This is a genomic window from Nocardia sp. NPDC023733 (assembly GCF_040639775.1).
Taxonomy (GTDB): domain Bacteria; phylum Actinomycetota; class Actinomycetes; order Mycobacteriales; family Mycobacteriaceae; genus Nocardia; species Nocardia rosealba.
In genome coordinates, this window is record NZ_JBFAAN010000001.1 from 1,657,675 (window position 1) to 1,682,425 (window position 24,751).

A 24,751-nucleotide genomic window follows, 5' to 3' on the forward strand; every position below is an offset into this window, starting at 1 on the left:
CGTCACGGGATCAACACGAGACGACCGGTGAGCCCGCCCGCGGCGAGGCGGGAATGGGCCTGTGCGGCGGCGTCGAGCGGCAGAGTCGCGGCGACACGGGTGGTGAGTTCGCGGTCGGCGAGGCGCGCGAGCCCCGCCCCGTCGGCGTGGATCCATTCGTGCTGAACCGTGATGCCACGCAACGGAATCGGATCGCCGCCACCGACCACGGTGACGAACCGGCCACGATTGCGTACCGCGGCCAAGGCCCGGCCGCCCAGGCCGGCGGTGTCGAGGGCGCCGTGCACACCTCCTGGAACCGAGCGGCGAACCTCCGCGATCAGATCGGCATCGCGTGCGACGGTCCATTCCGCACCGATCGAGCGGAGAAACTCCGCATCGGAACCCTGGGCGACCACCCGAAGTCCCTGCTGCGCCGCGATTTCCACGGCGAACCCGCCGACGGCGCCATTCGCGCCGGTCACCAACAGGGTGTCGCCCGGTGCCAACCCGAGCAGATCGAGAGACTGCGTGGCGGTCAGGCCGTTGAGCGGCAGCGTCGCCGCCTCGACGTCCGAGAGCCTGGATGGAGTCGGCGCCACCGCGCCCACATCGAGAACCACGTACTCGGCATAGGTACCGACGGACACATCCAGCAGGTCACGCAGACCGATCACCCGCTGCCCTTCCGAGAATTCCGGCACTCCCGGACCGAGCCGGTCGACCACGCCCGCGACGTCCCATCCGATTCCGGTGACCTCCCGCACCGCCATCAGCCCGGCCTCGACCAGGTCGCCCGCCCGCGTGACCAGGTCGACCGGATTCACCGTCGCCGCCCGCACCCGGATCCGGACCTGCCCGACACCGGGTTCGGGAACCGGCACCTCGACCAGCCGCAACACCTCGGGGCCACCGTAACCGTGAGCGACAACGGCCCGCATCGTCTGTACATCGTTCATGAACACCACTATTGGAGAGCTACACTCCACCGGGAAGTACGCACTTCGAAGTGCCCACCGCACGCGGAGGTTCCCCATGCCCACCCGTACCGCAGCACAACTGCGCGCCGAACGCAGCGCCGCCTACGACGCCTACCTCGCCGAATGTCCCGCGCGCAAACTGCTGGACCGGATCTCGGACAAATGGGTGAGCCTGACCGTCAATGCGCTGGCCGACGGCCCCCAGCGCTACAGCGACCTGCAACGCCGATTGGCCAGCGTGAGCCAGAAGATGCTCACCCAGACCCTGCGAAACCTGGAACGCGACGGCTTGATCACGCGCACAGTGCGACCGAGCGTCCCGGTGCGCGTCGACTACCAGCTCACCGAGCTCGGTCATTCCTTGCTGCCGGTGATGCAGGCGGTGAAAACCTGGGCCGAACAACATATGGACGAAGTCGAGCACGCGCGCTCCACCTACGAGGCCCGAACTCCCGGCGAGGCGTGACCGCTCAGATCTGGTGTGACCAGGCGATGAAGAACAGCGTGCCCGCCGCCGTGAGCAGCACGGCGAGCGGGACCGGCCACCACGACCGGTGACCGCCCAGCACGGTGTGGATCAACCTGACCTGTAACCGCCCCAGCGCCGCGACCACGGCCAGGAACAGTGGTGCGAGGAGCACCGCGAGCAGCGCGTGCACCGCCCACGCGCCGACCAGAGTCGGCCCACCCCAGGCGTTCCGGTATCCGTCACCCACCAACAGCGGGTAGGCCAGACCGCGAACGAGCACCAGCACGCTCAGCAGCACCAGGAACCACCCGACGACACCCACCCCCGCCGACAGCACCGAATGCACCAGGCAGCGTGGCAGCGACACACCGTGAGCACCCACCGGTTCCCGCAGCATCCGTCGCGCCACCCGCACCCGGGTACGGACCCGGGTGAAAGCCAGCGGCACCGCGACCAGCTCGAAGCTCGCCGAGCGGGCCGCCGCGGCGATCACCGCAGAGCCCCCGAGGCGGCGAGGTCGTCGAAGAGCAACTGGTCGACCGGCGGAACCAGATCCCGGTCGCCGAAACCGAACCAGGCCAGCGCCTCGATCTCGCTGCTCGCCGTCAGCACACCGCGATACTCGGCGGTGTAACAGGCCATCCGCACCACGGTGTTCTCGTCGTGGGAGACATGTGCCTCATAGGTGCCCACATGGACCGCGGTCTCGGCCGACAACTCCACGGTCAGTTCCTCGGCCACCTCACGCACCAGCGTCTCGAGATCCGTTTCCGCGCCCTCGCGTTTGCCGCCGGGGATGTAGAAGACATCCTTGCCGCGCGGCCGGGCACACAGGATGCGCCCGTTGTCGATCAGGACCCAGGCCACGGTGTCGATCAGCTGCCGAATCGGAGACTCCACGGCCCGCAGCCTAACCCCACCCGGGCCCGCCGGGCGCGTCCGTGCGGCTCAATGCCCAGGCAGTACGCAGGCGGTGTCCAAGCCGAGGACCCGGTTGAGGCGGCCGAAAGCCAGCCACGAACCGATGCTCATGCTCAACTCGACCACCTCGGGCTGGGTGTAGTGGGCGAACATGCGGGCCCAGAAGTCGTCGTCGAGACCGTGGTGGTCGGTGGCATAGCGCTCGGCGTATTCGGCCGCCAAACGGGTTCGCTCGTCGAACCGGTCGGTGTCGCGCCATTCGGTGACCGCGTCGGCGAACTCCGGTTCGACCTTCACCCCGTCGCGTTCGGTGCGCCAGTCCTGACAGAACAGGCACCCGTTGATCTGGGCGATGCGCAACCGGGCCGCCTCGAACTCCCGCAGCCCGAGCGTGGAGTGCTCGTACACCGACAGCGAGAACGCCGCGGCCGCGACACCGATACCGGGCACCATCTCGCCCCACACATACCCGATGGGATCCTTGCCCTGCGGCACGTCGATGATCATGGGTTCTTCCTTCCGAGTTTGCCGACCGCGGCGCGCAGCGGAACCTCGAGCGCGTCGTAGAGACCTGGTTCGGCGGCAACCAGCCAGTCGATCGCGTTGACCAATCTGCCCACCGCCGTCGCGTTTCCGCCCGCCGCCCGGTTACCGCCCTCGTCGGTGGCGGTCACATTCACCTCGATGCACGGGCTGCCCTCGATGATCACCCGGTGCGCGCCCTCGCCGTCGGGTGGCGAGGGCCAGTCCGGTGCGCAGTCCGGGTGGATACGGGTGACGTGTTCGATGACGATGCGCGCCTCGCCCTCGACGATGCCCTGCACCTCGAAGCGCACCGCTCCCTGCGTGCCCGCCGCGAACTCACCCATTCGCACCGTCTGCACAGTGGCATCGAGTGCACGCCGCTCGACGGTCTCGCGGATGTCGTCCAGTTCCACGTCCAGTGCCCTGGCCAGCAACCGGATCTGCCCGCCCCACACCATCGTCGGCACCGAGGGCAACAGCATCGGTGGCTGATAGTCCATCGGTTGCCCCATCCCTACCAGGTAACGCACCGAGTCGGGTTGGTCGTAGGTGGAGTAGTCGAAGATCTCCTGGCAGCGCACCACATCCAGGGTGCCCGCGAGCCCGCTGATCAGCACCGGCAGTACGTCGTTGCCCCAGCCTGGGTCGACGCCGGACACGAACAGCGAACCACCGCCGTCCTCGATCGCCGCCAGCACCAGGTCACGGATCTCGGCCGGCGCGTTGCGCGGGTCGTAGAGGGCGTAGAGCGCGGGCGTCACGACGACGGCCCCGGCGCGGATCGCGCGCACGATGTCCGCGAGCGCGTCGTCGGGCCGGATATCGCCGGATGCCGCGTACACCACCGCACGGGGCCGGGCCGCGAGCACAGCGTCGATGTCGTCGGTCGCCCGCACGCCGAGTTCGGTGTCGAGACCTGCGAGTTCACCGGCATCGCGGCCGACCTTCGCGGGGTCGTGGACGAGCACCGCGGAGAGTTCCAGCGCCGGATGAGCCGTGACGCAACGGATGGCCGCGCGACCGACATTGCCGGTGCCCCAGACGATCGTGGGGATCATCACCTCACCGTAGCAAGCGCTTGGTTCGCCCGTGGTGGATCACGAAACCGGATTCGAGCGAGCGCCCCGATGTGATGGTGTGCCGATTACTCGACGCGCACGGTGAGGTCACTGCCGATCGCCGTGGCGAGCCGTTCCACGGCCGCACCCAACGCCCGCTTCGGCAACCGCACGCCGTCGAACGGCGTGACCACCACCTGCGCACCCTGCTGCTCCCAGGTACCCGCGATCCGGCCGCCCACCAGCACCAGCGGTGAGATCCAACCGGCCGTCCTGCTGACCTTCGCCCGATGCTCGGCCGCCAGGAGCGCGGTGTCGCCGGTGCCGGGGCCGAGAACGTACTGGTCGAACGGCCCGAGCAGATGGATCGCGTCATCCGGGGTCGCGGCCATGAGTTCGTCGACGAATTCGGTGAGCAGCCATCCTTTTCGGCCTTCCACTTCGATCTCGGTCACCTCGTCGCCCAGTGCCGCGAACCATCCGCGCACCACCGTCTTACGCAAGCTGTTGCGGCTGAGCCAAGCATCGAAGGATTCCGGCGTTGCCGGACCGTACGCGCCCAGATATGCCCGGATCAACCCGGGCGCCGCCACGTCCGGCTCGGGTAGGCCGGACCAGTCCGCCACCAGATTCCCCGGCGAAGTGAAGGTGATCTTCGTGCCACGCATCGGCCCGTGACACAACGCCCCCTGCCACGCCAACGGCTTGAGCACCGCACCCCACCCCGACCGCAACTGCTCACCCAGATGCCCGAACCCCGGCTCGGCAAGCACAGCCTCGACCAACTCCTCGCGCGTGAGCACCCGCTCCGCCAGCACCCCCGACACCACCTCCACCAACGCCGCCACCTGCTCCGGAGTGGCCCCGAACGTCTTCACCCACGAGGCCTTCTCCCACGTCCGAGCCGACCCCATCAACGCCAACGCCGCAGCGGCGTGCCCCGGCACCATCGCGTGCAATGTCCCCCGCATCGCCCACGTCTTCATCAGCCCACCCACCGAAAGCGCTTCCCCCACAGAGCCGCCCACTGCGCCCCGCACCGCGACAGCAGTCTCCGCCGCCGACCCCACCTGCGCCTGCACCCCCACCAGCCGCCCCACGATCTCCTCGACACCCCCACCACCCCGAGGCGCCACGAACTGCCGCCCCAACCGCCACGCGAAGACCTGATCCCACCCGACACTCACCATGCGCACCAACCTCTTTCATCTACGGTCCCGATCCCAATCTCAGCAGAGGGGTCCGACAACCTGTCGGCCCACCACATACAGTCGAAGGCGACGGTGCAGCACACGAATAGGGGACACGGATGAGCCATGCGGGAACAGGTATCGTCACCGAGTCCGCGCCTTATCCGACTCGTTGCATCGAATGCGGCACGACAACAGTCGCCACCCTGACCGAGGCGCTGGTAGGCACACACCATCGGTGGGACCTGGACGGATGCTGCTCGGCGTGCGGGGCGGTCTGGACGAGCTGCGACGATCCCCCGCAGGCTGATTTTCGCGAAGCGATCCTTGCCGCGAACGGTCCGGTCGTTCTCCGAACCCGGGACTGCGTACCCATCGCGAGTTTGATGCGGACATTGCGTGTCGTGCGTTCTCTCTCGCTGGTGCAGGCGCGGGCGATGGCCGAAGAATTGCGCGGGTCAGGGCTGGAGGGCACGCGGGCTGAGATGGAAGCTGTCGCGCGCCCGCTTCGAGTTTCGGGAGTGGTCGTGAGTATCCGGAAACTTCACGAGGTCTAGTGTTCGCCGAGCATTTGCGGACGGCTCCTGGAGGGTCTCGTTCTTGTCGGACATCGATGCGAACATATGTTCGTGTCCGATCCCGCCGTCCCGCGCCGCCCACGCATCCAGTCCCGCGACGAGGCGTCGATCCTGCATGCCGATCTGGACTCGTTCTATGCCTCGGTCGAGCAGCGCGATCAGCCGTGGTTGCGGGGCAAGCCGGTGCTCGTCGGTGGTGGGGTGGTGCTGGCCGCCAGTTATGAGGCCAAGGCGTTCGGGGTGCGGACGCCGATGAACGCGGGGCAGGCATTGCGGGTGTGCCCGCATGCGGTGGTGGTGCCGCCGCGGATGTCGGCCTATGCCGAGGCGAGCAAGGCGGTGTTCGCGATCTTTCACGACACCACCCCCATCGTGGAGGGCATCTCCATCGACGAGGCGTTCCTCGACGTCGGTGGATTGCGGCGGATCAGCGGGGAACCGGTCGACATCGCCCGAAGGTTGCGCGAACGTATTCGCACCGAGGTCGGGTTGCCCATCTCGGTCGGCATCGCCCGCAACAAGTTCCTGGCCAAAGTCGCTTCCGCCGTCGCCAAACCCGACGGTTTACGCCTGGTCGAACCCGGCGGCGAACTGGACTTCCTGCACCCGCTGCCGGTCGAACGATTATGGGGCGTCGGCAAAGTCACCGCCGCCACCCTGCACGCCAACAACATCACCCGCGTCGGTCAACTCGCCGAACTCGGCGAAGCCCACCTGCGCGCCATCCTCGGCCCGGCCGCCGCCCGCCACCTGTTCGCTCTGTCGTGGGGCCGCGACCCACGCCGCGTGGAAACCGGCAAACGCCGCCGCTCCATCGGCGCCCAACGGGCGCTGGGCCGCCGCCACCGCGAACCCGACGAGATCGCCGCCTACCTCGACGGACTCACCGACCGCCTCGGCCGCCGCCTGCGCGCCGCCGACCGGGTCTGCCGGACAGTGGTGCTGCGCTTGCGTTTCGACGACTTCACCCGTGCCACCCGCTCGCACACCCTCACCGAGGCCACCGACGCCACCACCGCCATCCGCCAGGCCGCCCACCGCCTACTCGACACCGCCACACCACTGATCGCCGAACGTGGCATCACCCTCATCGGCCTGTCGCTGACCAACCTCGACGACGCCGACACCATGCAGCTGACCCTGCCGCTGGAACCACGGGCCGACAACACTCTCGACGCCACCCTCGACGACCTGCGCCGCCGCTTCGGCTCCGCTGCCGTCACCCGCGCGGCCCTGCTCGATCGCGGCGAGGGCCTGTCGGTGCCGCTGCTGCCGGACTGACCCCGGCACGACACCTCACCCCCACATGCGGCATCCTTGCTGCCGGGGGCGTCGGGGTCCTCCCATCCATCCATCACGAAGAGGACTGCCGCAATGCACTACGCGATCATCGGGTTCCTGACCCTCGCCCTGTGGGTGTACTGCCTCGTCGACATCGTCACCAGCCCCGACGACGGCATCCGCCACCTGCCGAAGATGGGGTGGCTGATCGTCGTCGTCCTGCTGCCGACCATCGGCGCACTGCTGTGGCTGTTCGCCGGACGCCCGATCGGTCCGTCGCGCCCGGCGTCCAACACTCGCTTCAGCGAATACGACCGGCCCGGCCGCCACATCGCCACCAACCCCGACGACGAGGCCTTCCTGCGTGGCCTGCGCGAGCGCGCCGAACAGCAGCGGCGTGAGGCCCGCAGGCAACAGCAGCAGGACAACGACGAGGTCTGATCACAGGTTGCGTTTGGGCCGTTTGTCCATCAACCGCAGGATCAACGGTGTGAAGATCAACTGCATCGCCAACTCCATCTTCCCGCCCGGCACCACGATGCAGTTGGGCCGCGACATGAACGAGTCGTGCAGCATCGACAGCAGGTACGGGAAGTCGATCACCTTCGGATCGGCGAACCGGATCACCACGAAACTCTCGTCGGCCGTCGGGATGCTGCGCGCGATGAACGGATTGGACGTGTCGACCGTCGGCACCCGCTGGAAATTCACATACGTCCGGGAGAACTGCGGGCAGATGTATTTCACGTAGTCGGGCATGCGGCGCAGGATCGTATCGATCACCGCCTCACTGGAATAGCCGCGATGGGTCTTGTCGCGATACACCTTCTGGATCCACTCGAGATTGATGATCGGCACCACCCCCACCAGCAGATCCGTGTGCTGGGCGATGTTCACCGAATCGGTCACCGCCGCACCGTGCAGACCCTCGTAGAACAGCAGATCGCTCCCCGGCGCGAGGTCCTCCCAGGGGGTGAACGTGCCCGCTGGCTGCCCGTAGGGTTTGGCCTCCTCGTCGTCGTGCAGGTACTTGCGCACCTGCCCGACACCGGTTTCGCCGTACTCCCGGAACAGCGCCTCGAGCTCCGGTAGCAGGTTCGCGTCCTCCCCGAAATGGGAGAACGTGGTGTTGGCCTGGGCTTCGGCCTCGGCCATCGCCAGTTTCATCTCCGCCCGGTCGTAGCGATGGAACGAATCGCCCTCCACCACCACCGCGCTGATCCCCTCGCGACGGAAGATCTCCTCGAAAGTGCGTGTCACACTGGTCGTTCCGGCACCGGAGGACCCGGTGATCGCGACGACAGGATGTTTGACCGACATAGGGCGACTCCTAGGTGCGCTGGTCGTGCTTGGCCGGCCGGAACAGCGAACGTGTCCCGAACAGCGAGCTGTCGAAGCTGGGGCCCTCGTCGGGCTCGGTGTGATACCGCTCGACCCGCAACACCTCGTTGCGGGACCCGAAGATGAACGGCACCCGCTGATGCACCTGCGTCGGTGGCACCAGCATCACCCGCTCGTGCCCGGTGGTGGCGGCCCCGCCCGCCTGCTCGACGATGAACGCGATCGGATTGGCGCCGTACAGCAGCGAAACCCGCCCCGGCCGAGCCGGATTGCGGGTATCACGCGGGTACAGATACATGCCGCCCCTGGTCAGGATGTGGAAGGTATCGGCGACCAGCGACGCCACCCAGCGCATATTGAAATCACGGCCCCTCGGCCCGTCCACCCCTTCCAGGCACTCCTGCACATACCGGCGCACCGGCCGCTCCCAGAACCGTTCGTTGGCGGCATTGATCGCGAAACCCGACGTGTCCTGCGGGATCCGCATCTGCGGGTGGGTGAGTACGAATGCGCCGATCTCCCGGTCCAGAGTGAACCCGTCGACGCCGCTGCCGGTCGTGAGGACCAGCATCGTGGCAGGCCCGTACAGGGTGAACCCCGCGCACACCTGCCGCACACCGGGCTGCAGGAAGTCGGCGTCGCACGGTTCGGCGGTGCCGTCGAGCACCTCCTGCGGTGCGCGCAGAATGCTGAAGATCGAACCCACCGGCAGATTCACATCGATATTGCTCGACCCGTCCAGAGCGTCGAACGCCAGCAGGTACTTGCCGCGCCGCTGGGTGGCCGGCACCGCCAACGCGGTGGCACACTGCTCGGACAGCAAACCCGACAGGTGGCCGGTCCACTGTGTCTGGGCAACCATGATCTCGTCGGTCAACGCGTCGAGACGGTCGCTCGCCGACAGCGGCCCGTCCTCGCGTCCCGGAATCGCCCCGCGCGTCACCTGATTGGCGATGATCTTGGTGGCCGTGGCGACCACATTCACCAGCGCGGAGAATTCCCCCGACGACCCGGGATGCCGGTGTTCCTCCTCGATCGTGTAGCGGGTCAGCGTTTTCAAACTGGTCGGCATGGCGAGGCACCCACCTCCTCGAAAACACTGCTGCCCAACACGTCCTCGGCGCACAACGTGACCAGATCCTCGCGTGACAACGGCCGCCCCGCTTCCACCAGTCGCTTGGCCTGGCGCAACCGGCACCGATCGATCGCATTGCGCACACTGCGCGCGTTGGAGAACCGCGGGCGCGTCATCCGCACCGTCAGATACCGGGAGAACGCTTCACGTGCCGCGGCATCGAACACGAAATTCTCCGCCGCCACCATGAGCTCGGCGATGGCGAGCAATTCCTCCTGGGTGTAATCGACGAACTCCAGATGATGCGCCACCCGCGACGACAACCCCGGATTGGCCGAGAAGAACTTGTCCATCCGATCCGGATAGCCGGCGAAGATCACCACCAGATTCGCCCGCTCGTTCTCCATCTCCTGCAGCAGGATCTCGATCACCTCCTGCCCGTAATCACGTTCGTTCTCCGGACGGAACAGGTAATAGGCCTCGTCGATGAACAACACTCCACCGGCGGCCTTGGCGATCGCCTCCTTGGTTTTCGGGGCAGTGTGACCGATGAACTGGCCCACCAGGTCGTCGCGAGTCACCGTGTGTACCTTCGGTTTACGGATATAACCCAGCGCGTGCAGCATCTGCGCCATCCGCAGCGCCACCGTCGTCTTGCCGGTGCCCGGTGGGCCGGTGAAACTCATGTGCATCGTCGGGCGCGACGATTCGAGACCGAACCGGCGGCGTGCCCGATCGATCATCAACAGCGCCGCGATCTCACGCACCCGCAGCTTCACATTCGCCAACCCGATCAGCTCGGCGTCCAGCGCGGTCAGGGTCTCGGCCACATCGTGACCGTCCAGATCCTGCGAAAGATCCAGCAACGCATCGGCATCGAGCACTTCCTCGGCCTGCGCCACGTCCTCGGCCGGACGCGACGGCCGGACGTCGGTGACGCCCGGCCGTGGCAGCCGGAAACCGTTGGCGGTTCCCTCAGCCCCCATACCGCTGTCCCTGCGGACGTTCGGTGGCGTAGGAGCGCACGCTGTAGACCTGGCGGCGGTCGGCGCCCTCGGCGCGAGCCAGTTCGAAACCGGGCTCCTCCGCCGGACGCTGCACCAGGAAACTCAGCGCCGTCGTCTGCTTGGTGTAGGTGGCGTCATAGGCGTTGACCCGCACGTAGTGGCGCGGAAACGTCGACCGGCAGGCGTTGATCTCGGCGAGCACCCCGTCGGGTTCGTCCAGATCGAACAGCGGCAGACCCCACATCTCCCAGTAGGTGTTGCGCGGATGCGGATCGTCGGTGTATTCGATCGACACCGGCCAGTTGTTGAGCAGCGCATAACGCACCTGGGCGGCGATCTCGGTGTCGGTGAGTTCGGGCAGATACGAGAACGTCCCGTGTCGCAAATACATGACCGGTCTCCCTACAGGCTCGGCGTCGGCACCGCGTCGGGTGCGTCGGTGGACGTGTAATCGAAGGTGACATCACCCCAGGTCGACAGCGCGACCTCGAGCGGGCGGCACGTCGAGGCCGCCGTCCGCAACACATCGGGGCCCTCTTTGAGCAGGTCGCGGCCCTCGTTGCGGGCCTTGACCACCGCCTCGAGCGCCACCCGGTTGGCTTCGGCGCCCGCCGCGATACCGAGCGGATGACCGATCGTTCCGCCACCGAACTGCAGGATCACATCGTCACCGAACAGGTCGAGCAGCTGATGCATCTGCCCGGCGTGGATACCGCCGGAGGCCACCGGCATCACACCGGGCAGGCTCGCCCAGTCCTGATCGAAGAAGATGCCGTTGCTCAGCTGCGCCGGAATGTGGTTCTCGCGCAAGGTGTCGTAGAAACCGCGGGTCGTCGCTGGATCGCCTTCCAATTTGCCGACCACGGTTCCCGCGTGCAGATGATCCACCCCGATCAGCCGGCACCATTTCGCCAGCACCCGGAAACTCACCCCGTGTGTCTTCTGCCGGGTGAACGTCGAATGGCCGGCCCGGTGCAGATGCAGTAGTACGCCGTTGCGCCGCGCCCACTTCGACATCGACTGCATCGCCGTATAACCCACGGTCAGGTCCATCATGATGACGACCGACCCGATTTCCTTGGCGAACTCGGCCCGCTCGTACATGTCCTCCATCGTCGCGGCGGTGACATTGAGGTAATGGCCTTTGATTTCGCCCGTTTCGGCCATCGCCCGGTTCACCCCCTCCATCGCGAACAGGTACCGGTCGCGCCAACGCATGAAAGGCTGCGAATTGATGTTCTCGTCGTCCTTGGTGAAATCGAGGCCACCCTTACAGGCCTCATAGATCACGCGCCCGTAATTGCGGGCCGACAAACCGAGCTTCGGTTTCACCGTGGCGCCGAGCAGTGGTCTGCCGTATTTGTTGAGGTATTCGCGTTCCATCACCGTGCCGTGCGGTGGGCCCTGGAAGGTTTTCACATACGCCACCGGAATGCGCATGTCCTCGAGACGCAATGCCAGCAATGGTTTGAACCCGAACACATTGCCGATCACCGAGGAGGTGAGGTTGGTGATCGACCCTTCTTCGAAAAGGTCCAGATCGTAGGCGATATAGGCGAAGTACTCGCCCTCGCGGCCGGGCACCGGATCGACCCGGTAGCACTTGGCCTGATACTTCGAATGCGCGGTGAGCCGGTCGGTCCACACGACAGTCCAAGTGGCAGTGGAGGATTCACCCGCCACCGCGGCCGCCGCCTCGATCGGGTCGACACCGGGCTGCGGGGTCACCCGGAACACGGCGAGCACGTCGGTGTCGGCGGGCACGTAGTCGGGCGAGTAATAGCCCATCGAGGCGTAGGACTGTACGCCCGGATCCCAACGATCCCGTTCGGTTTCTTCCGCCATGGTTCCTCCTGTGGAATCCGCTGTCCCGTAGCGAATTCCAGGATGGGGGGCACCGGCCGGGGAAACAATCAGAATGTTTCCGACAACGCTCAACCGAAACGTTGAGTTTGCTACCGTCGGGTATGGGCAGGGTCAGTTCGGGTCGGATGGAAACTTTTCTCGCTGTCGCCCGCCTGGGATCCATCCGCCGTGCCGCGGCACAACTCCACGTCACCGAAGCCGCCGTCTCGGCCGCCGTCACCCATGTCGAAAAGCAGCTCGGCGCCAAACTGATCGTTCGTTCAGGACGAGGTATCGCGCTCAGCGAAGCGGGCCGGGTGTACGCCGAATACTGCCGGGGGATCCTCGGTTTGATGAAGGAGGCGCACGCCGCCGTCCGGCAGGCCGACGCCGGGCGATTACGCATCGGCGTCGTGGCGACCGCGGGCGAGTCAGTGGTGCTGCGGCCGCTCGCCTCGTTTCGCCGCCGCTACCCCGATGTGGAACTGAGCCTATCGATCCAGCCGCGTGACGTGCTCTTCCTCGAATTGCAGCACCACGAAACCGATCTCGTCATCGCCGGCCGCCCGCCGCACGACGCGGGCCTGGTCATCCAGGCACGCCGCCCCAGCACCCTGGTCGTCGTCGGTACCGACAACCCCGACCCCCGCCACACCACCTGGCTGCTGCGCGGCACCGGTTCGGGCACCCGCGAAGCCACCCTCGCCCTGCTCGACCGCCTCCAGATCGATCCGCCCACCCTCACCCTCGGCTCCCATGGTGCCGTCATCGCCGCCGCCCGCGAAGGCCTCGGCATCACCCTCATCCACTCCGACGCCGTCGGTGAACACCTCCGCTCCGGCGCCCTGCACACCATCGACGTCCCCGGCACGCCCCTCGACCGCCCCTGGCACGCCGTCACCACCCCCACCCCCACCCTCACCACCCGCCTGTTCCTCGCCCACCTCATCGACCCCGCCGAAACAGGCCCGGCCGATGCCTTCCACGCCGCCATCGGCCCCTGATCACGGTTCGCGAAGCGAGCTTCGGGGGCGTTACGCCGGGGCGGTCTGCGATCGGAGCCGTGGCGGTCGGTCCCGGTCGAAGAACCCGTGGACGGGGGCTTGTCCGATGAGTACCGTCGTCGGGCAGGGGGCGAGATCGTCATCCGGTCGAATGAAGGGGTGGGACATGGCAACCGAGGTGAAACTTTCCGGGGACGCACTCGAACTACCGGGCGGGGTGCGCGTGACATTCGTGCGGACCTTGCGGCTGCCCGAGACGGGCACCTACCCGTTGCCGCCGGGGCTCGGCACCTTCCCGCTGAGGCGGGTCGCCGACTACCCCGACACCGTGCCCGAGGAATGGCGGGAACGCGGCGGGGTGATGCTGCCGGTCTACCAGCGCGAGGCCCTGTGGTTGAAATTCACCGCCACCACCCCGGCCGCTTTGAAGGTGGCAGTCGGCAAGGTGTGCGCGGTGTCGGGCAAGCCGTGGAGCGATGTGCTGGACAAGGACCCGCAGAACTACCTCCCCCTGCCCGACCAACCGTGGCTCGACGGCATCAACTCCGGTGACGGTGTCGTGCGCCAGTTCGTCGCGGTGCCGATGGGACTCGGCGCGACCGTCGAAGGTCAAGTCACCGGCGCCGAGCAGTGGGGTGGGGTGCAGTTGGCGGTGCACGGCCTCACCGAAACGGCGCTCGCGACCTGGCGCCGAGAGCAGGAAGAGGCACGCCCACGGCATCTGCCCGCTCCTCCGCCGGGCGGTGAACCACCCTGGGTGACTCCTGCTTACGGCGCTCCGATGCCTGTGAGTGCCCCACCGTATGGTGCTGCGGTCGCAGGTGCGCCTGCGGGCACTCCGTTCAGCGCTTCTCCTCCCGCAGCGCCCCGCAGTGCGCCCACCCCGTCCGTCGCACCCAGGCCGTCCGGTGCGCCCGGTGGCGCCCCCGCCGGTGCCGCCCGAAAAGCTCGAGGCCGCGCACGCCCGCAAGCCAGATCAATGGGTCTCGGCGCCGGCGGCACGATGCGCCAGGAGATCTACGCCGATCACCGCCCCGTCGACGACTATCACCGCGAAGCCGACGCCCGGATCTTCGTCCACCTCGCCTCCGCCGCCGAATGGGAACAGATCACCGGCGAACCGGCCCCCTCCACCCCCGTCACCGCGCAGTCCTACGCCGAACACGGCCTCCCGTGGTTCGACTACTACGCCGCCGACGCCGAAGACCTCGCCCCGTCCGCCGAGCTCGCCGCCGTCAAACCCACCGGCAACTGGCTGGCCGACGAACAGCCGAACCCACCGATCGAAGACGATCTTCCGGTGATCCCGTTGGGCAACAAGACAGTTCAAGACGGTAGCTGGTAGCCGACGGTGAGCGCACGGTAGTGGTCGGCAGGCTGCGGCCGCAGCTTCCCTTTGGCGCCGGTCGAAGACCGGAGTTCTCCGGCAGCCGATCCTGGGCCGCCGGTTCCTCGACGAGCAGCTCGGCAACATCGACGGACATTCGGCCGCAATTCAGCCGACGCATGTCAAGGCGGGGCCTAGGGGTTCGATTCTCCTAGGCCCCACAGTCAGTGCCCGACGGAGTCGGTTCAGTTCCGGGTCGGAGACCGTCGCGACCAGCTCGGCATAGGCGACGACCTCGTCGACGGACGGATCACCGGGCGGCTCCGGCACATTCCAGTACACCCACCCTTCGACATCACCCGGCGGTATCGGCGCGAGCGCACGCAACCAGAACCGCACCAGACAGTCGTGCGCCGCCCCGCCACCCTGCACGGCCGCCAGCAGAGCCAGCCGCGCGATGTCCAGAAGATGGAGGTCGAACAACCCCAGCTCGCCGCCGAAATGGCCGCCAAGCTCAAAGACGAACCGGCCCGCTAGGAGCACACCGGTGAATAGGCGGGCGGTGGTGGGAGATTCGGATATCGGCTGTTCGGCCGAACCCGCCACTACGCCCGCCGACCCGACGTACGATCCGTCTGTGGCCGAATCAGATCGTTCCACCCCGCTGCGTGTGCTGGTCTACAGCAATGACGCCGATACCCGTCAACAGGTGATTCTTGCGCTGGGGCCACGCCCCCGGCCGGATCTACCGGAGCTCGACTACCTCGAGGTCGCGACCGCACCGGTCGTCATCGAGCAGATGGATGCCGGTGGGATCGATCTCGCGATTCTCGACGGGGAGTCCGTGCCCGCGGGCGGGCTCGGGATCGCCAAGCAGCTCAAGGACGAGATCGAGCAGTGCCCGCCGGTGGTCGTGCTCACCGGCCGGCCCGACGATGCCTGGCTGGCCAACTGGTCGCGGGCCGAGGCCTCGGTGTCGCACCCGATCGACCCGATGCAGCTCACCCGCGCGGTCGCGGGCGTACTCCAGGCCCGCTGAACGCAGTGTCCTGTTCCGTCGCATAGTCGACGCCACCCCCCATACTCACAGAACCACTGGTAACCCCAGTGGTTCTGTTGTGTGTGCACCGAGCGGATTACCACCGTTTCGCTCATGAATCTCGGTACTGAAATCGATCAAACAGTCCCCTCGAAACGCGCGGCGCACCCCTGAAAGAGCGATAGTCTGTGCTCTAGCTCACACGAGCGCGGGTTCTGTATAACGCTCCGCCATCGCTGCACAGCGGGCGAGGCCCCGGTTCGGCGGACAACGTTGTCGGCCCCGTCTCGCCGAAAGCTGCCGTCCGCGGCCGCGCCACACGGCACGGCCTGCTCCAGCGAGGAGGGGAAGTGCAGTCGTGAACATCGAAGTGCCCGCACTCGTACTCGGCGCCATCGCCGCGGCGTTCGCGGTGTTCTCCGTCATCATGGCGGCGCTGGTCGGCCCGAAGCGATACAACCGGGCCAAGCTCGAACCCTACGAATGCGGCATCGAGCCCACACCGCACGCCATCGCAGGCGGGCCGGGAGATGTTGGGGGCCAACGCTTCCCGGTGAAGTACTACCTCACCGCGATGCTGTTCATCATCTTCGACATCGAGATCGTGTTCCTCTACCCGTGGGCCGTCCATTTCGACGCCCTCGGGTTGTTCGGGTTCGCCGCGATGGCGCTGTTCATCGTCAATGTGTCGGTCGCCTACGCCTACGAATGGCGCCGCGGCGGCCTCAGCTGGGAATGAGTGGGAAATAATGGGTCTCGAAGAGAAACTGCCCAGCGGGTTCCTGCTGAGCACCGTCGAGGATTTCGCCGGATACCTGCGTAAAGGGTCGCTGTGGCCGGCCACCTTCGGCCTGGCCTGCTGCGCGATCGAGATGATGGCCACCGGCGCCGGACGATTCGACATCGCCCGCTTCGGCATGGAGGCGTTCCGCGCCTCGCCCCGCCAAGCCGATCTGATGATCGTCGCCGGCCGGGTGAGTCAGAAGATGGCACCGGTCCTGCGCCAGGTCTACGACCAGATGACCGAGCCCAAATGGGTGCTGGCCATGGGTGTCTGCGCGTCCTCGGGCGGAATGTTCAACAACTACGCCATCGTGCAGGGCGTCGACCACGTGGTCCCGGTCGACATCTACCTGCCCGGCTGCCCGCCCCGCCCGGAAATGCTGCTCAACGCCATCCTCGCGTTGCACGCCAAGATCGCCGAGATGCCGATGGGCGTCAACCGCGAGGAAGCGATCCGCGCCGCCGAACAGGCCGCGCTCGCCAGCACCCCGACCATCCGTATGGAGGGCCTGCTGCGATGACATTCGACTCTCCCGACAACACCGACAACACTGCGGGGCAGGGCATTCCGGAGGAAACCCCGGAAGCGCCCAAGCATCGCAAACCGGCCGAGGATGAGGTGATCGGCACCCGCCACGGCATGTTCGGCGTGCACGGCACCGGCGATACGTCCGGCTACGGCGGCCTGGTCACCCCGGTGGTGCTGCCCGGCGGCACGCCACCCCCGTACGGCGGCTGGTTCGACGCCTTCGTCGGCACCCTGCGCGCCGCCCTCACCCACCGCGTCATCGCCTTCGACACCGTCATCGAGAAGATCGTCGTCTTCCGTGGCGAGCTCACCCTGCATGTGCGCCGCGAACACCTCGTCGACGTGGCGAGCGCCCTGCGCGACGACAGCTCACTGCGCTTCGAACTGTGCCTCGGCGTCAGCGGGGTGCACTACCCCGACGAAACCGGGCGCGAACTGCACGCCGTGTACCACCTGATGTCGATCACCCACAGCCGTCGGGTACGCCTCGAGGTGTCGGTCCCCGATGCCGACCCGCACATCCCGTCGCTGTTCTCGGTGTATCCGACCGTCGACTGGCACGAACGCGAAACCTACGACTTCTTCGGCATCCTCTTCGACGGGCACCCCTCGCTCACCCGCATCACCATGCCCGACGACTGGCGCGGACACCCGCAGCGCAAGGACTACCCGCTCGGCGGGATCCCGGTGGAGTACAAGGGCGCGCGCATACCGCCGCCCGACGAGCGGAGGACCTACAGCTGATGACCGACACCGATTTCCGCCGTGACGAACCACGGGTCGTCACCGTGGCGGGCCAGGACTGGGACCAGGTCGGCGAGGTGCTCGACGGTGCCGGTGAAGAACGCATCGTCGTCAACATGGGCCCCCAGCACCCCTCCACGCACGGCGTGCTGCGCCTGATCCTCGAGATCGAGGGCGAAACCGTCACCGAGGCCCGCTGCGGCATCGGCTACCTGCACACCGGCATCGAGAAGAACCTGGAATTCCGCAACTGGACCCAGGGCGTCACCTTCGTGACCCGAATGGACTACCTGTCCCCGTTCTTCAACGAGACCGCCTACTGCCTCGGCGTGGAGAAGCTGCTCGACATCACCGAGCAGATCCCCGAACGCGCCACCGTGGTCCGCGTGCTGCTGATGGAGCTCAACCGCATCTCCTCGCACCTGGTGGCCCTGGCCACCGGCGGCATGGAACTGGGCGCGCTCACCCCGATGTTGTTCGGCTTCCGTGAACGCGAACTCATCCTCGATGTCTTCGAAACCATCACCGGCCTGCGGATGAACCATGCCTTCATCCGTCCCGGCGGTCTCGCCCAGGACCTGCCCGACGACGGCGTCACCAAGGTGCGTGAACTCCTCGACATCATGCCGGGCCGGTTGCGCGATATGGAACACCTGCTCAGCGCCAATCCCATCTGGAAGAAGCGCACCCAGGACATCGGTTACCTCGACCTCACCGGCTGCATGGCCCTCGGCATCACCGGCCCGGTGTTGCGCGCCACCGGCCTGCCCCACGACCTGCGCAAATCCGATCCGTACTGCGGCTATGAGAACTACGAGTTCGACATCCCGACCACCACCGGCTGCGACTGCTACGGCCGCTACCTCATCCGGGTGGCCGAGATGCGCGAGTCGCTCAAGATCGTCGAACAGTGCCTCGACCGGTTGCGTCCCGGCCCGGTGATGATCGACGACAAGAAGATCGCCTGGCCCGCCGACCTGAAACTGGGCCCCGACGGCCTCGGCAACTCCCCCGAACACATCGGCAAGATCATGGGCACCTCCATGGAATCGCTGATCCATCACTTCAAGATCGTCACCGAGGGCATCAGAGTGCCTGCCGGACAGGTGTATTCGGCCGTCGAGTCGCCGCGCGGTGAACTGGGCGTGCACATGGTCAGCGACGGCAGCACGCGCCCGTACCGGGTGCACTACCGCGACCCCTCGTTCACCAACCTGCAGGCGGTCGCCGCGATGTGCGAGGGCGGCATGGTCGCCGACGTCATCGCCTCCGTCGCCAGCATCGACCCCGTCATGGGAGGGGTAGACCGATGACCGAAAAGCCTGCGAGCCCAACGGTTCTGCTGAATCTCACCGTCCGGCCCGAGCCGTATCCGCCGCACATTCGCCAACGTCTCGAACTCGACGCCAAAGACATCATCACCCGCTACCCGCACCCACGTTCGGCCCTGCTGCCACTGTTGCATCTGGTGCAAGCGGAGGACGGATATGTTACCGGTACCGGGATCGACTTCTGTGCCGAGCAATTGGGGCTCACCGGCGCCGAGGTCACCGCTGTGGCCACCTTCTACTCGATGTACCGCCGGACCCCCACCGGTGACTACCACGTGGGCGTGTGCACCAACACGCTGTGCGCGGTACTCGGCGGTGACGCGATCTACGAAGCGCTGCAACAGCATCTGGGGATCGGCCACGGTCAGACCACCCCCGACGGCGCCGTCACCCTCGAACACATCGAGTGCAACGCCGCCTGCGACTACGCGCCGGTGATGATGGTGAACTGGGAGTTCTTCGACAACCAGACCCCCGAATCGGCCATCGAGATCACCGACGCGCTGCGTGCCGGTCATCAGGTGCGGCCCAGCCGCGGCGCCCCGCTGTGCACGTTCCGCGAGACCGCGCGAATTCTCGCCGGTTTTCCCGACGAACGGCCGGGTGTCCTCGAGGGTGCTCCCGGTGAGCCCACGCTGGCGGGATTGCGCGTCGCCGACGGAGCGGCCTCGGCCCCTGAAACCGGTTTCCCGGCAGCGGATTCCGGAGACGGCGAGGGCGCGCGATGACCACCCTCACCCCTGTACTGAGCCAACACTGGGATCGTCCGCAGTCCTGGACGCTCGACACCTATTCCAGCACCGGCGGATACGAAGGTCTGCGAGCCGCGCTGCGGATGCAGCCCGACGACGTCATCCAAACGGTCAAGGACGCGGGCCTGCGCGGACGCGGCGGCGCGGGTTTCCCCACCGGGATGAAGTGGTCGTTCATCCCGCAGGGTCCCGGCCCCGACGGCACGACCAAACCGCACTACCTCGTCGTCAATGCCGACGAGTCCGAACCCGGCACTTGCAAAGACATTCCGCTCATGCTCGCCACCCCGCACACGCTCATCGAGGGGGTGGTGATCGCCGCGTACGCCATCCGCGCGAACACCGCCTTCATCTACGTGCGCGGTGAAGTCGTCCCGGTGTTGCGCCGCCTGCAGGCCGCCGTCGCCGAGGCCTACGCCGCGGGATTCCTCGGCAACGACATCCTCGGCTCGGGTTTCGACCTGGAACTGATCGTGCACGCCGGTGCGGGCGCCTACATCTGCGGCGAGGAAACCGCCCTGCTCGATTCCCTCGAGGGCCGCCGCGGGCAGCCACGGTTGCGGCCACCGTTCCCCGCCGTCGCCGGTCTCTACGCCTGCCCGACGGTGGTCAACAATGTGGAATCCATCGCGTCGGTGCCCTCGATCCTGCGCAACGGCACCGATTGGTTCCGCTCGATGGGCAGTGAGAAGTCGCCCGGCTTCACCCTGTACTCGCTCTCGGGCCATGTCGCCCGCCCCGGCCAGTACGAGGCACCGCTCGGCATCACCCTGCGCGAACTGCTCGACTACGCAGGCGGTGTGCGCGCCGGGCACACCCTGAAGTTCTGGACACCGGGCGGTTCGTCGACACCGCTGTTCACCGCCGACCACCTCGATGTCGCCCTCGACTACGAAGGTGTCGCCGCCGCCGGTTCCATGTTGGGCACCAAGGCATTGCAGATCTTCGACGACACGACCTGTGTGGTGCGGGCGGTGCTGCGCTGGACCGAGTTCTATGCCCACGAGTCCTGCGGCAAATGCACACCGTGCCGCGAGGGCACCTACTGGTTGGTGCAACTGCTGCACCGACTCGAGGCGGGTCAGGGCACCGAGGCCGACCTCGACAAACTCGCCGACATCGCCGACAACATCAACGGCAAATCGTTCTGCGCGCTCGGTGACGGCGCGGCCAGCCCGATCTTCTCCTCGCTGAAGTACTTCCGCGAGGAATACCTCGAGCATCAGCGTCGCGGCGGCTGCCCGTTCGACCCGGCTCGCGCCACGGCGTGGGCCTCAGGAAAGGCGACCCGATGACAGCGATCGCACCCGGCAACAACTCCGGCGTGGTGCCCGCCGATCTGGTGAGCGTCACCATCGACGACACCACCATCCAGGTCCCCGCGGGCACCCTGGTGATCCGCGCGGCCGAACTGATCGGCGTGCAGATCCCCCGCTTCTGCGACCACCCACTGCTCGACCCCGTCGGCGCCTGCCGCCAGTGCATCGTCGAGGTCGAAGGTCAACGGAAACCGGTGGCCTCCTGCACGATTCCGGTCACCGACGGCATGGTGGTGCGCACCCAGCTCAGCTCCCCGGTCGCCGAGAAGGCTCAGCGCGGGGTGATGGAACTGCTACTGATCAACCATCCGCTGGATTGCCCGGTGTGCGACAAGGGCGGCGAATGCCCGTTGCAGAACCAGGCCATGTCCACCGGCAGCGCCGAGTCCCGCTTCGAAGGTGAGAAACGCACCTACCCCAAGCCCATACCGCTGTCCTCGGCGGTGCTGCTCGACCGGGAACGGTGCGTGCTGTGCGCCCGGTGCACCCGGTTCTCCCAGCAGGTGGCCGGTGACCCGTTCATCGAACTGATGGATCGTGGTGCGCTGCAACAGGTCGGTATCGCCCAGGCCGAACCGCTCGACTCGTACTTCTCCGGCAACACCGTGCAGATCTGCCCGGTCGGCGCGCTCACCGGCACCTCCTACCGGTTCCGTGCCCGCCCCTTCGACCTGGTCTCCACACCCAGTGTGTGCGAGCACTGCGCGTCGGGCTGCGCGCAACGCACCGATCACCGGCGCGGGAAAGTGCTGCGGCGCTTGGCCGGTGACGACCCGCAGGTCAACGAGGAATGGAACTGCGACAAGGGTCGCTGGGCCTTCGCCTACGCCACCGAACGCGACCGCCTCACCACCCCACTGGTGCGTGGCTGGGATGGTGTGCTCGCCCCCGCGTCCTGGCCACAGGCACTGGCCGCCGCCGCGACCGGATTGCAGGCCGCCATCGGCAACGCCGGAGTGCTGGTCGGTGGGCGCGTCACCGAGGAAGAGGCCTACGCGTACAGCAAGTTCGCGCGAATGGTGCTGTCCACCAACGACATCGACTTCCGCGCGCGCGTGCACTCCGAGGAGGAGGAACGGTTCCTCGCCGCGTGCGTCGCCGGACGTGGCATCGACGTGGACTACACGGCACTGAGCAAAGCCCCTGCGGTGCTGCTGGTCGGTTTCGAACCCGAAGAGGAATCGCCGATCGTCTACCTGCGCCTGCGTAAAGCGGTGCGCAACCGAGGTCTGCGGGTGGTGTCGTTGGCGCCGTTCGCTTCGCGAGGGCTCGAACGACTCTCCGGTGCACTCATCCAGACCCCACCGTGCGCCGAAGCCGAAGTTCTCGATGCCGTGCGTACCGAAACCTCGCCGGACGCCGCCGAACTCATGGACCTGCTTCGGTCCCCCGGCGCGGTCATCATGGCAGGCGAACGGCTCGCCGGTAGCCCGGGCGCGTTGTCGGCGGTGGTCCGGTTGGCCGAGGCCACCGGCGCCGCGCTCGCCTGGGTGCCACGCCGAGCCGGTGAACGCGGAGCGCTCGAAGCCGGCGCATTGCCCGGTCTGCTGCCCGGTGGCAGGCCCGTCATCGATCCGACCGCGCGCCAGCAGGTTCGTCACCGCTGGCAGAGTGGCGAACTGCCCGTCGGTCCCGGCCGCGACACCTCGGCGATCCTCGCGGGCGCGGCCCAGTTCGGCGCACTGGTGATCGGCGGCGTTGACCCCGCCGACCTGCCCGACCCGGCCGCGGCCCTGGCCGCGATCGACGCCGCCCGGTTCGTGGTGAGCCTCGAACAACGCCACAGCAGCGTCACCGAACGCGCCGACGTCGTGTTCCCCGTGGCCACCGTCGTCGAGAAGACGGGCACCTTCCGCACCTGGGAAGGCAGGCCGCGCCCGTTCGCGGCCACACCCCTCGACACCACCCGCCGCGTCGCCGCACCCCTGTCGGACCTGCGCGTATTGCATTCTCTGGCCGCCGAAATGGGTGTCCCGATCGCACTGCCCGATGCCGCTGCGGCCCGGGCCGAACTCGACGCTCTCGGTGGTTGGAGCGGTGAGCCGATCACCGCGCCCGAATTCTCGAGCCGGACCAGACCCACACCCGGTCCCGGTACGGCGGTGCTGGCCGGGTGGCGGATGCTGCTCGACGCCGGTCGCCTGCAGGACGGCGAACCCAACCTCGCCGGTGTCGCGCGTCCACCGGTCGCCCGGCTCTCGGCCGCCACCGCCGCCGAGATCGAAGCCGACGAGGCCGACCACATCATCGTCGCCACCGACCGTGGCGAGATCACCGTGCCGCTGATGATCACCGACCTGCCCGACCGGGTGGTGTGGCTGCCGCTGCACTCACCTGGTTGCACGGTCGGTACCACCCTCGGCGTGACGCCCGGCGCCGTGGTGCGCCTGCGCCGCGCCGACGACAGGATGAAGGAACACCGCCATGAGTGATCGTGTGCTACTCCTCGCGGCCGACGCCGGGCCGGTCTTCGGCACGGACCCACTGTGGCTGGTCGTGGTCAAGGCGCTGGCGGTATTCGTCTACCTGATGCTCGTGCCGCTGGTCGCGGTGTACGCCGAACGCAAGGTCGTCGCCTGGATGCAGATGCGGGTCGGTCCCAACCGGGTCGGGCCGGGCGGGATGTTCCAGTCGATCGCCGACGGCGTGAAGATGGCGCTCAAGGAAGACATCATCCCCGCCATCGTCGACAAGCCGATCTACGTGCTCGCGCCGATCATCTCGGTGATTCCGGCGTTCATGGCGTTCGCGGTGATCCCGTTCGGCCCGGAGGTTTCGTTCTTCGGCACCCGCACCGCGTTGCAGCTCACAGACATGCCTGTCGGCGTGCTCTACATTCTGGCCATCACCTCCATCGGCGTGTACGGCATCGTGCTGGCCGGTTGGTCGTCGAACTCGACGTATCCGCTGCTCGGCGGGTTGCGTTCGACCGCACAGGTCATCTCCTACGAGATCGCGATGGCACTGACCTTCGCCACGGTGTTCCTGCTCTCGGGCACCATGGCGACCTCCGGCATCGTCACCGCCCAGGAGGGCACCTGGTACGTCTTCCTGTTGCTGCCGTCGTTCCTGATCTACTGCGTGGCGATGGTCGGTGAGACCAACCGGGCACCGTTCGACCTGCCCGAAGCCGAGGGTGAGCTCGTCGGTGGTTTCCACACCGAGTACTCCTCGCTGAAGTTCGCGATGTTCATGCTCGCCGAATACGTCAACATGGCAACGGTTTCCGCGCTCGCCACCACCCTGTTCCTCGGCGGGTGGCGCGCACCGTTCCCGATCAGCCTGTGGGAGGGCGCCAACTCCGGGTGGTGGCCGGTGCTGTGGTTCACCGCCAAGGTGTGGACGTTCCTGTTCGTGTTCGTCTGGTTGCGCGGCACCCTGCCACGACTGCGCTACGACCAGTTCATGAACCTCGGCTGGAAACTGCTCATCCCCACCTCGCTGGTGTGGGTCATGGTCGTGGCCGGTGCGCGGGTGCTCGACATCGAGGGCATTCCCGGGCAGACACCCATCCTGGTCGGCACCGGCATCGTCGTCACCGTCGGGTTGATCGGCATGTTCGTGCGGGCAGGCCGGACGAAGGGGCTGCCGCCGCTGCCGGAGGAACCCGCGAGTTCGCCCGTGTTCCTCGGTTTCCCGGTGCCGCCGATTCCACCACGCACCGCCGACGCCGA

The 24,751-nt window shown here is 67.2% G+C and carries 25 protein-coding genes and 1 pseudogene; 14 read left to right on the plus strand and 12 right to left on the minus strand.

Annotation, left to right across the window (positions count from 1 at the left end):
• Positions 1-2: 2 nt before the first annotated feature.
• Complete coding sequence (locus AB0F86_RS07535) at positions 3-938, minus strand: NADP-dependent oxidoreductase (protein WP_356982755.1); 936 nt, start codon at positions 936-938, stop codon at positions 3-5.
• A 76-nt stretch (positions 939-1,014) separates the two neighbouring features.
• On the opposite strand from AB0F86_RS07535, the gene AB0F86_RS07540 reads away from it, so the two are divergent.
• Entirely contained in the window at positions 1,015-1,425 is a 411-nt protein-coding gene (locus tag AB0F86_RS07540; protein WP_181700723.1) for a helix-turn-helix domain-containing protein, read from the plus strand.
• 4 nt (positions 1,426-1,429) lie between these two features.
• On the opposite strand, the gene AB0F86_RS07545 is transcribed toward AB0F86_RS07540, so the two are convergent.
• The 5 genes from AB0F86_RS07545 to AB0F86_RS07565 form a co-directional block, all read right to left on the minus strand.
• A complete protein-coding gene (locus AB0F86_RS07545) occupies positions 1,430-1,921 on the minus strand; it encodes a hypothetical protein (RefSeq protein ID WP_356982757.1) in 492 nt (163 codons plus the stop codon).
• Positions 1,918-2,328: an NUDIX domain-containing protein gene (locus AB0F86_RS07550; RefSeq protein WP_356982759.1), complete on the minus strand. Its 411-nt coding sequence runs from the start codon at positions 2,326-2,328 to the stop codon at positions 1,918-1,920. The genes AB0F86_RS07545 and AB0F86_RS07550 overlap by 4 nt, the downstream gene beginning before the upstream one ends.
• 48 nt (positions 2,329-2,376) lie before the next feature.
• Entirely contained in the window at positions 2,377-2,856 is a 480-nt protein-coding gene (locus AB0F86_RS07555; RefSeq protein ID WP_181700719.1) for a carboxymuconolactone decarboxylase family protein, read from the minus strand.
• The gene (locus AB0F86_RS07560) at positions 2,853-3,932 is read right to left on the minus strand and encodes a dihydrodipicolinate reductase (RefSeq protein ID WP_356982761.1); all 1,080 of its coding nucleotides are present in this window, start codon (positions 3,930-3,932) and stop codon (positions 2,853-2,855) included. The genes AB0F86_RS07555 and AB0F86_RS07560 overlap by 4 nt, the downstream gene beginning before the upstream one ends.
• An 86-nt stretch (positions 3,933-4,018) precedes the next feature.
• Positions 4,019-5,122, minus strand: coding sequence for a winged helix DNA-binding domain-containing protein (locus tag AB0F86_RS07565; RefSeq protein WP_356982762.1), 1,104 nt, complete (start codon positions 5,120-5,122; stop codon positions 4,019-4,021).
• Between the two features lie 623 nt (positions 5,123-5,745).
• Between AB0F86_RS07565 and dinB the strand changes: the two genes are divergently transcribed.
• Both dinB and AB0F86_RS07575 read left to right on the plus strand, forming a co-directional pair.
• On the plus strand, positions 5,746-6,981 hold the full coding sequence (gene dinB / locus AB0F86_RS07570) for a DNA polymerase IV (RefSeq protein WP_356982764.1): 1,236 nt from the start codon (positions 5,746-5,748) through the stop codon (positions 6,979-6,981).
• 93 nt (positions 6,982-7,074) lie between these two features.
• Positions 7,075-7,422 (plus strand): PLD nuclease N-terminal domain-containing protein, encoded by a 348-nt coding sequence (locus AB0F86_RS07575; RefSeq protein WP_356982765.1) that lies wholly within the window; start codon positions 7,075-7,077, stop codon positions 7,420-7,422.
• On the opposite strand, the gene AB0F86_RS07580 is transcribed toward AB0F86_RS07575, so the two are convergent.
• From AB0F86_RS07580 to AB0F86_RS07600, 5 genes are read right to left on the minus strand one after another with little or no spacing between them, the layout of a single operon-like run.
• A complete protein-coding gene (locus AB0F86_RS07580; RefSeq protein ID WP_181697254.1) occupies positions 7,423-8,301 on the minus strand; it encodes a phosphoribulokinase in 879 nt (292 codons plus the stop codon).
• 10 nt (positions 8,302-8,311) lie between these two features.
• A complete protein-coding gene (locus AB0F86_RS07585) occupies positions 8,312-9,394 on the minus strand; it encodes a class 1 fructose-bisphosphatase (protein ID WP_356982767.1) in 1,083 nt (360 codons plus the stop codon).
• Positions 9,379-10,383 carry an AAA family ATPase gene (locus AB0F86_RS07590; protein WP_356982768.1) on the minus strand — a complete coding sequence of 335 codons (1,005 nt, stop codon included), beginning with the start codon at positions 10,381-10,383 and terminating at the stop codon, positions 9,379-9,381. Before AB0F86_RS07590 ends, AB0F86_RS07585 begins: the two co-directional genes overlap by 16 nt.
• Entirely contained in the window at positions 10,373-10,795 is a 423-nt protein-coding gene (locus tag AB0F86_RS07595; RefSeq protein ID WP_067489958.1) for a ribulose bisphosphate carboxylase small subunit, read from the minus strand. The genes AB0F86_RS07590 and AB0F86_RS07595 overlap by 11 nt, the downstream gene beginning before the upstream one ends.
• Before the next feature lie 11 nt (positions 10,796-10,806).
• The gene (locus AB0F86_RS07600) at positions 10,807-12,249 is read right to left on the minus strand and encodes a form I ribulose bisphosphate carboxylase large subunit (protein ID WP_181697250.1); all 1,443 of its coding nucleotides are present in this window, start codon (positions 12,247-12,249) and stop codon (positions 10,807-10,809) included.
• 146 nt (positions 12,250-12,395) lie between these two features.
• Between AB0F86_RS07600 and AB0F86_RS07605 the strand changes: the two genes are divergently transcribed.
• Complete coding sequence (locus AB0F86_RS07605; RefSeq protein WP_067490379.1) at positions 12,396-13,253, plus strand: LysR family transcriptional regulator; 858 nt, start codon at positions 12,396-12,398, stop codon at positions 13,251-13,253.
• 166 nt (positions 13,254-13,419) lie between these two features.
• A complete protein-coding gene (locus AB0F86_RS07610; RefSeq protein WP_356982769.1) occupies positions 13,420-14,598 on the plus strand; it encodes a hypothetical protein in 1,179 nt (392 codons plus the stop codon).
• 150 nt (positions 14,599-14,748) lie between these two features.
• Here AB0F86_RS07610 and AB0F86_RS07615 read toward each other — a convergent pair whose 3' ends face one another.
• Positions 14,749-15,240, minus strand: a complete 492-nt coding sequence (locus tag AB0F86_RS07615) for a hypothetical protein (protein ID WP_356982771.1) — start codon at positions 15,238-15,240, stop codon at positions 14,749-14,751.
• Here AB0F86_RS07615 and AB0F86_RS07620 point away from each other — a divergent pair.
• From AB0F86_RS07620 to nuoH, 9 genes and pseudogenes are all read left to right on the plus strand, one after another.
• On the plus strand, positions 15,218-15,619 hold the full coding sequence (locus tag AB0F86_RS07620) for a hypothetical protein (protein ID WP_067983753.1): 402 nt from the start codon (positions 15,218-15,220) through the stop codon (positions 15,617-15,619). The two genes, AB0F86_RS07615 and AB0F86_RS07620, sit on opposite strands and share 23 nt — an antisense overlap.
• A 358-nt stretch (positions 15,620-15,977) precedes the next feature.
• Complete coding sequence (locus AB0F86_RS07625; protein ID WP_181697247.1) at positions 15,978-16,358, plus strand: NADH-quinone oxidoreductase subunit A; 381 nt, start codon at positions 15,978-15,980, stop codon at positions 16,356-16,358.
• A gap of 10 nt (positions 16,359-16,368) precedes the next feature.
• On the plus strand, positions 16,369-16,923 hold the full coding sequence (locus tag AB0F86_RS07630; RefSeq protein ID WP_067489943.1) for an NADH-quinone oxidoreductase subunit B: 555 nt from the start codon (positions 16,369-16,371) through the stop codon (positions 16,921-16,923).
• Entirely contained in the window at positions 16,920-17,675 is a 756-nt protein-coding gene (locus tag AB0F86_RS07635) for an NADH-quinone oxidoreductase subunit C (RefSeq protein WP_181697246.1), read from the plus strand. The genes AB0F86_RS07630 and AB0F86_RS07635 overlap by 4 nt, the downstream gene beginning before the upstream one ends.
• On the plus strand, positions 17,675-18,988 hold the full coding sequence (nuoD, locus tag AB0F86_RS07640) for an NADH dehydrogenase (quinone) subunit D (protein WP_067489941.1): 1,314 nt from the start codon (positions 17,675-17,677) through the stop codon (positions 18,986-18,988). Before AB0F86_RS07635 ends, nuoD begins: the two co-directional genes overlap by 1 nt.
• Complete coding sequence (gene nuoE / locus AB0F86_RS07645; RefSeq protein WP_356982775.1) at positions 18,985-19,734, plus strand: NADH-quinone oxidoreductase subunit NuoE; 750 nt, start codon at positions 18,985-18,987, stop codon at positions 19,732-19,734. The genes nuoD and nuoE overlap by 4 nt, the downstream gene beginning before the upstream one ends.
• Positions 19,731-21,053 (plus strand): NADH-quinone oxidoreductase subunit NuoF, encoded by a 1,323-nt coding sequence (gene nuoF, locus AB0F86_RS07650; protein ID WP_356982776.1) that lies wholly within the window; start codon positions 19,731-19,733, stop codon positions 21,051-21,053. The genes nuoE and nuoF overlap by 4 nt, the downstream gene beginning before the upstream one ends.
• Positions 21,050-23,509: an NADH-quinone oxidoreductase subunit G gene (locus AB0F86_RS07655; RefSeq protein WP_356982777.1), complete on the plus strand. Its 2,460-nt coding sequence runs from the start codon at positions 21,050-21,052 to the stop codon at positions 23,507-23,509. The genes nuoF and AB0F86_RS07655 overlap by 4 nt, the downstream gene beginning before the upstream one ends.
• A pseudogene (nuoH, locus tag AB0F86_RS07660) lies at positions 23,502-24,746 on the plus strand (NADH-quinone oxidoreductase subunit NuoH); the annotation flags it as partial. The gene AB0F86_RS07655 and the pseudogene nuoH, both read left to right, overlap by 8 nt.
• Positions 24,747-24,751: the final 5 nt, after the last annotated feature.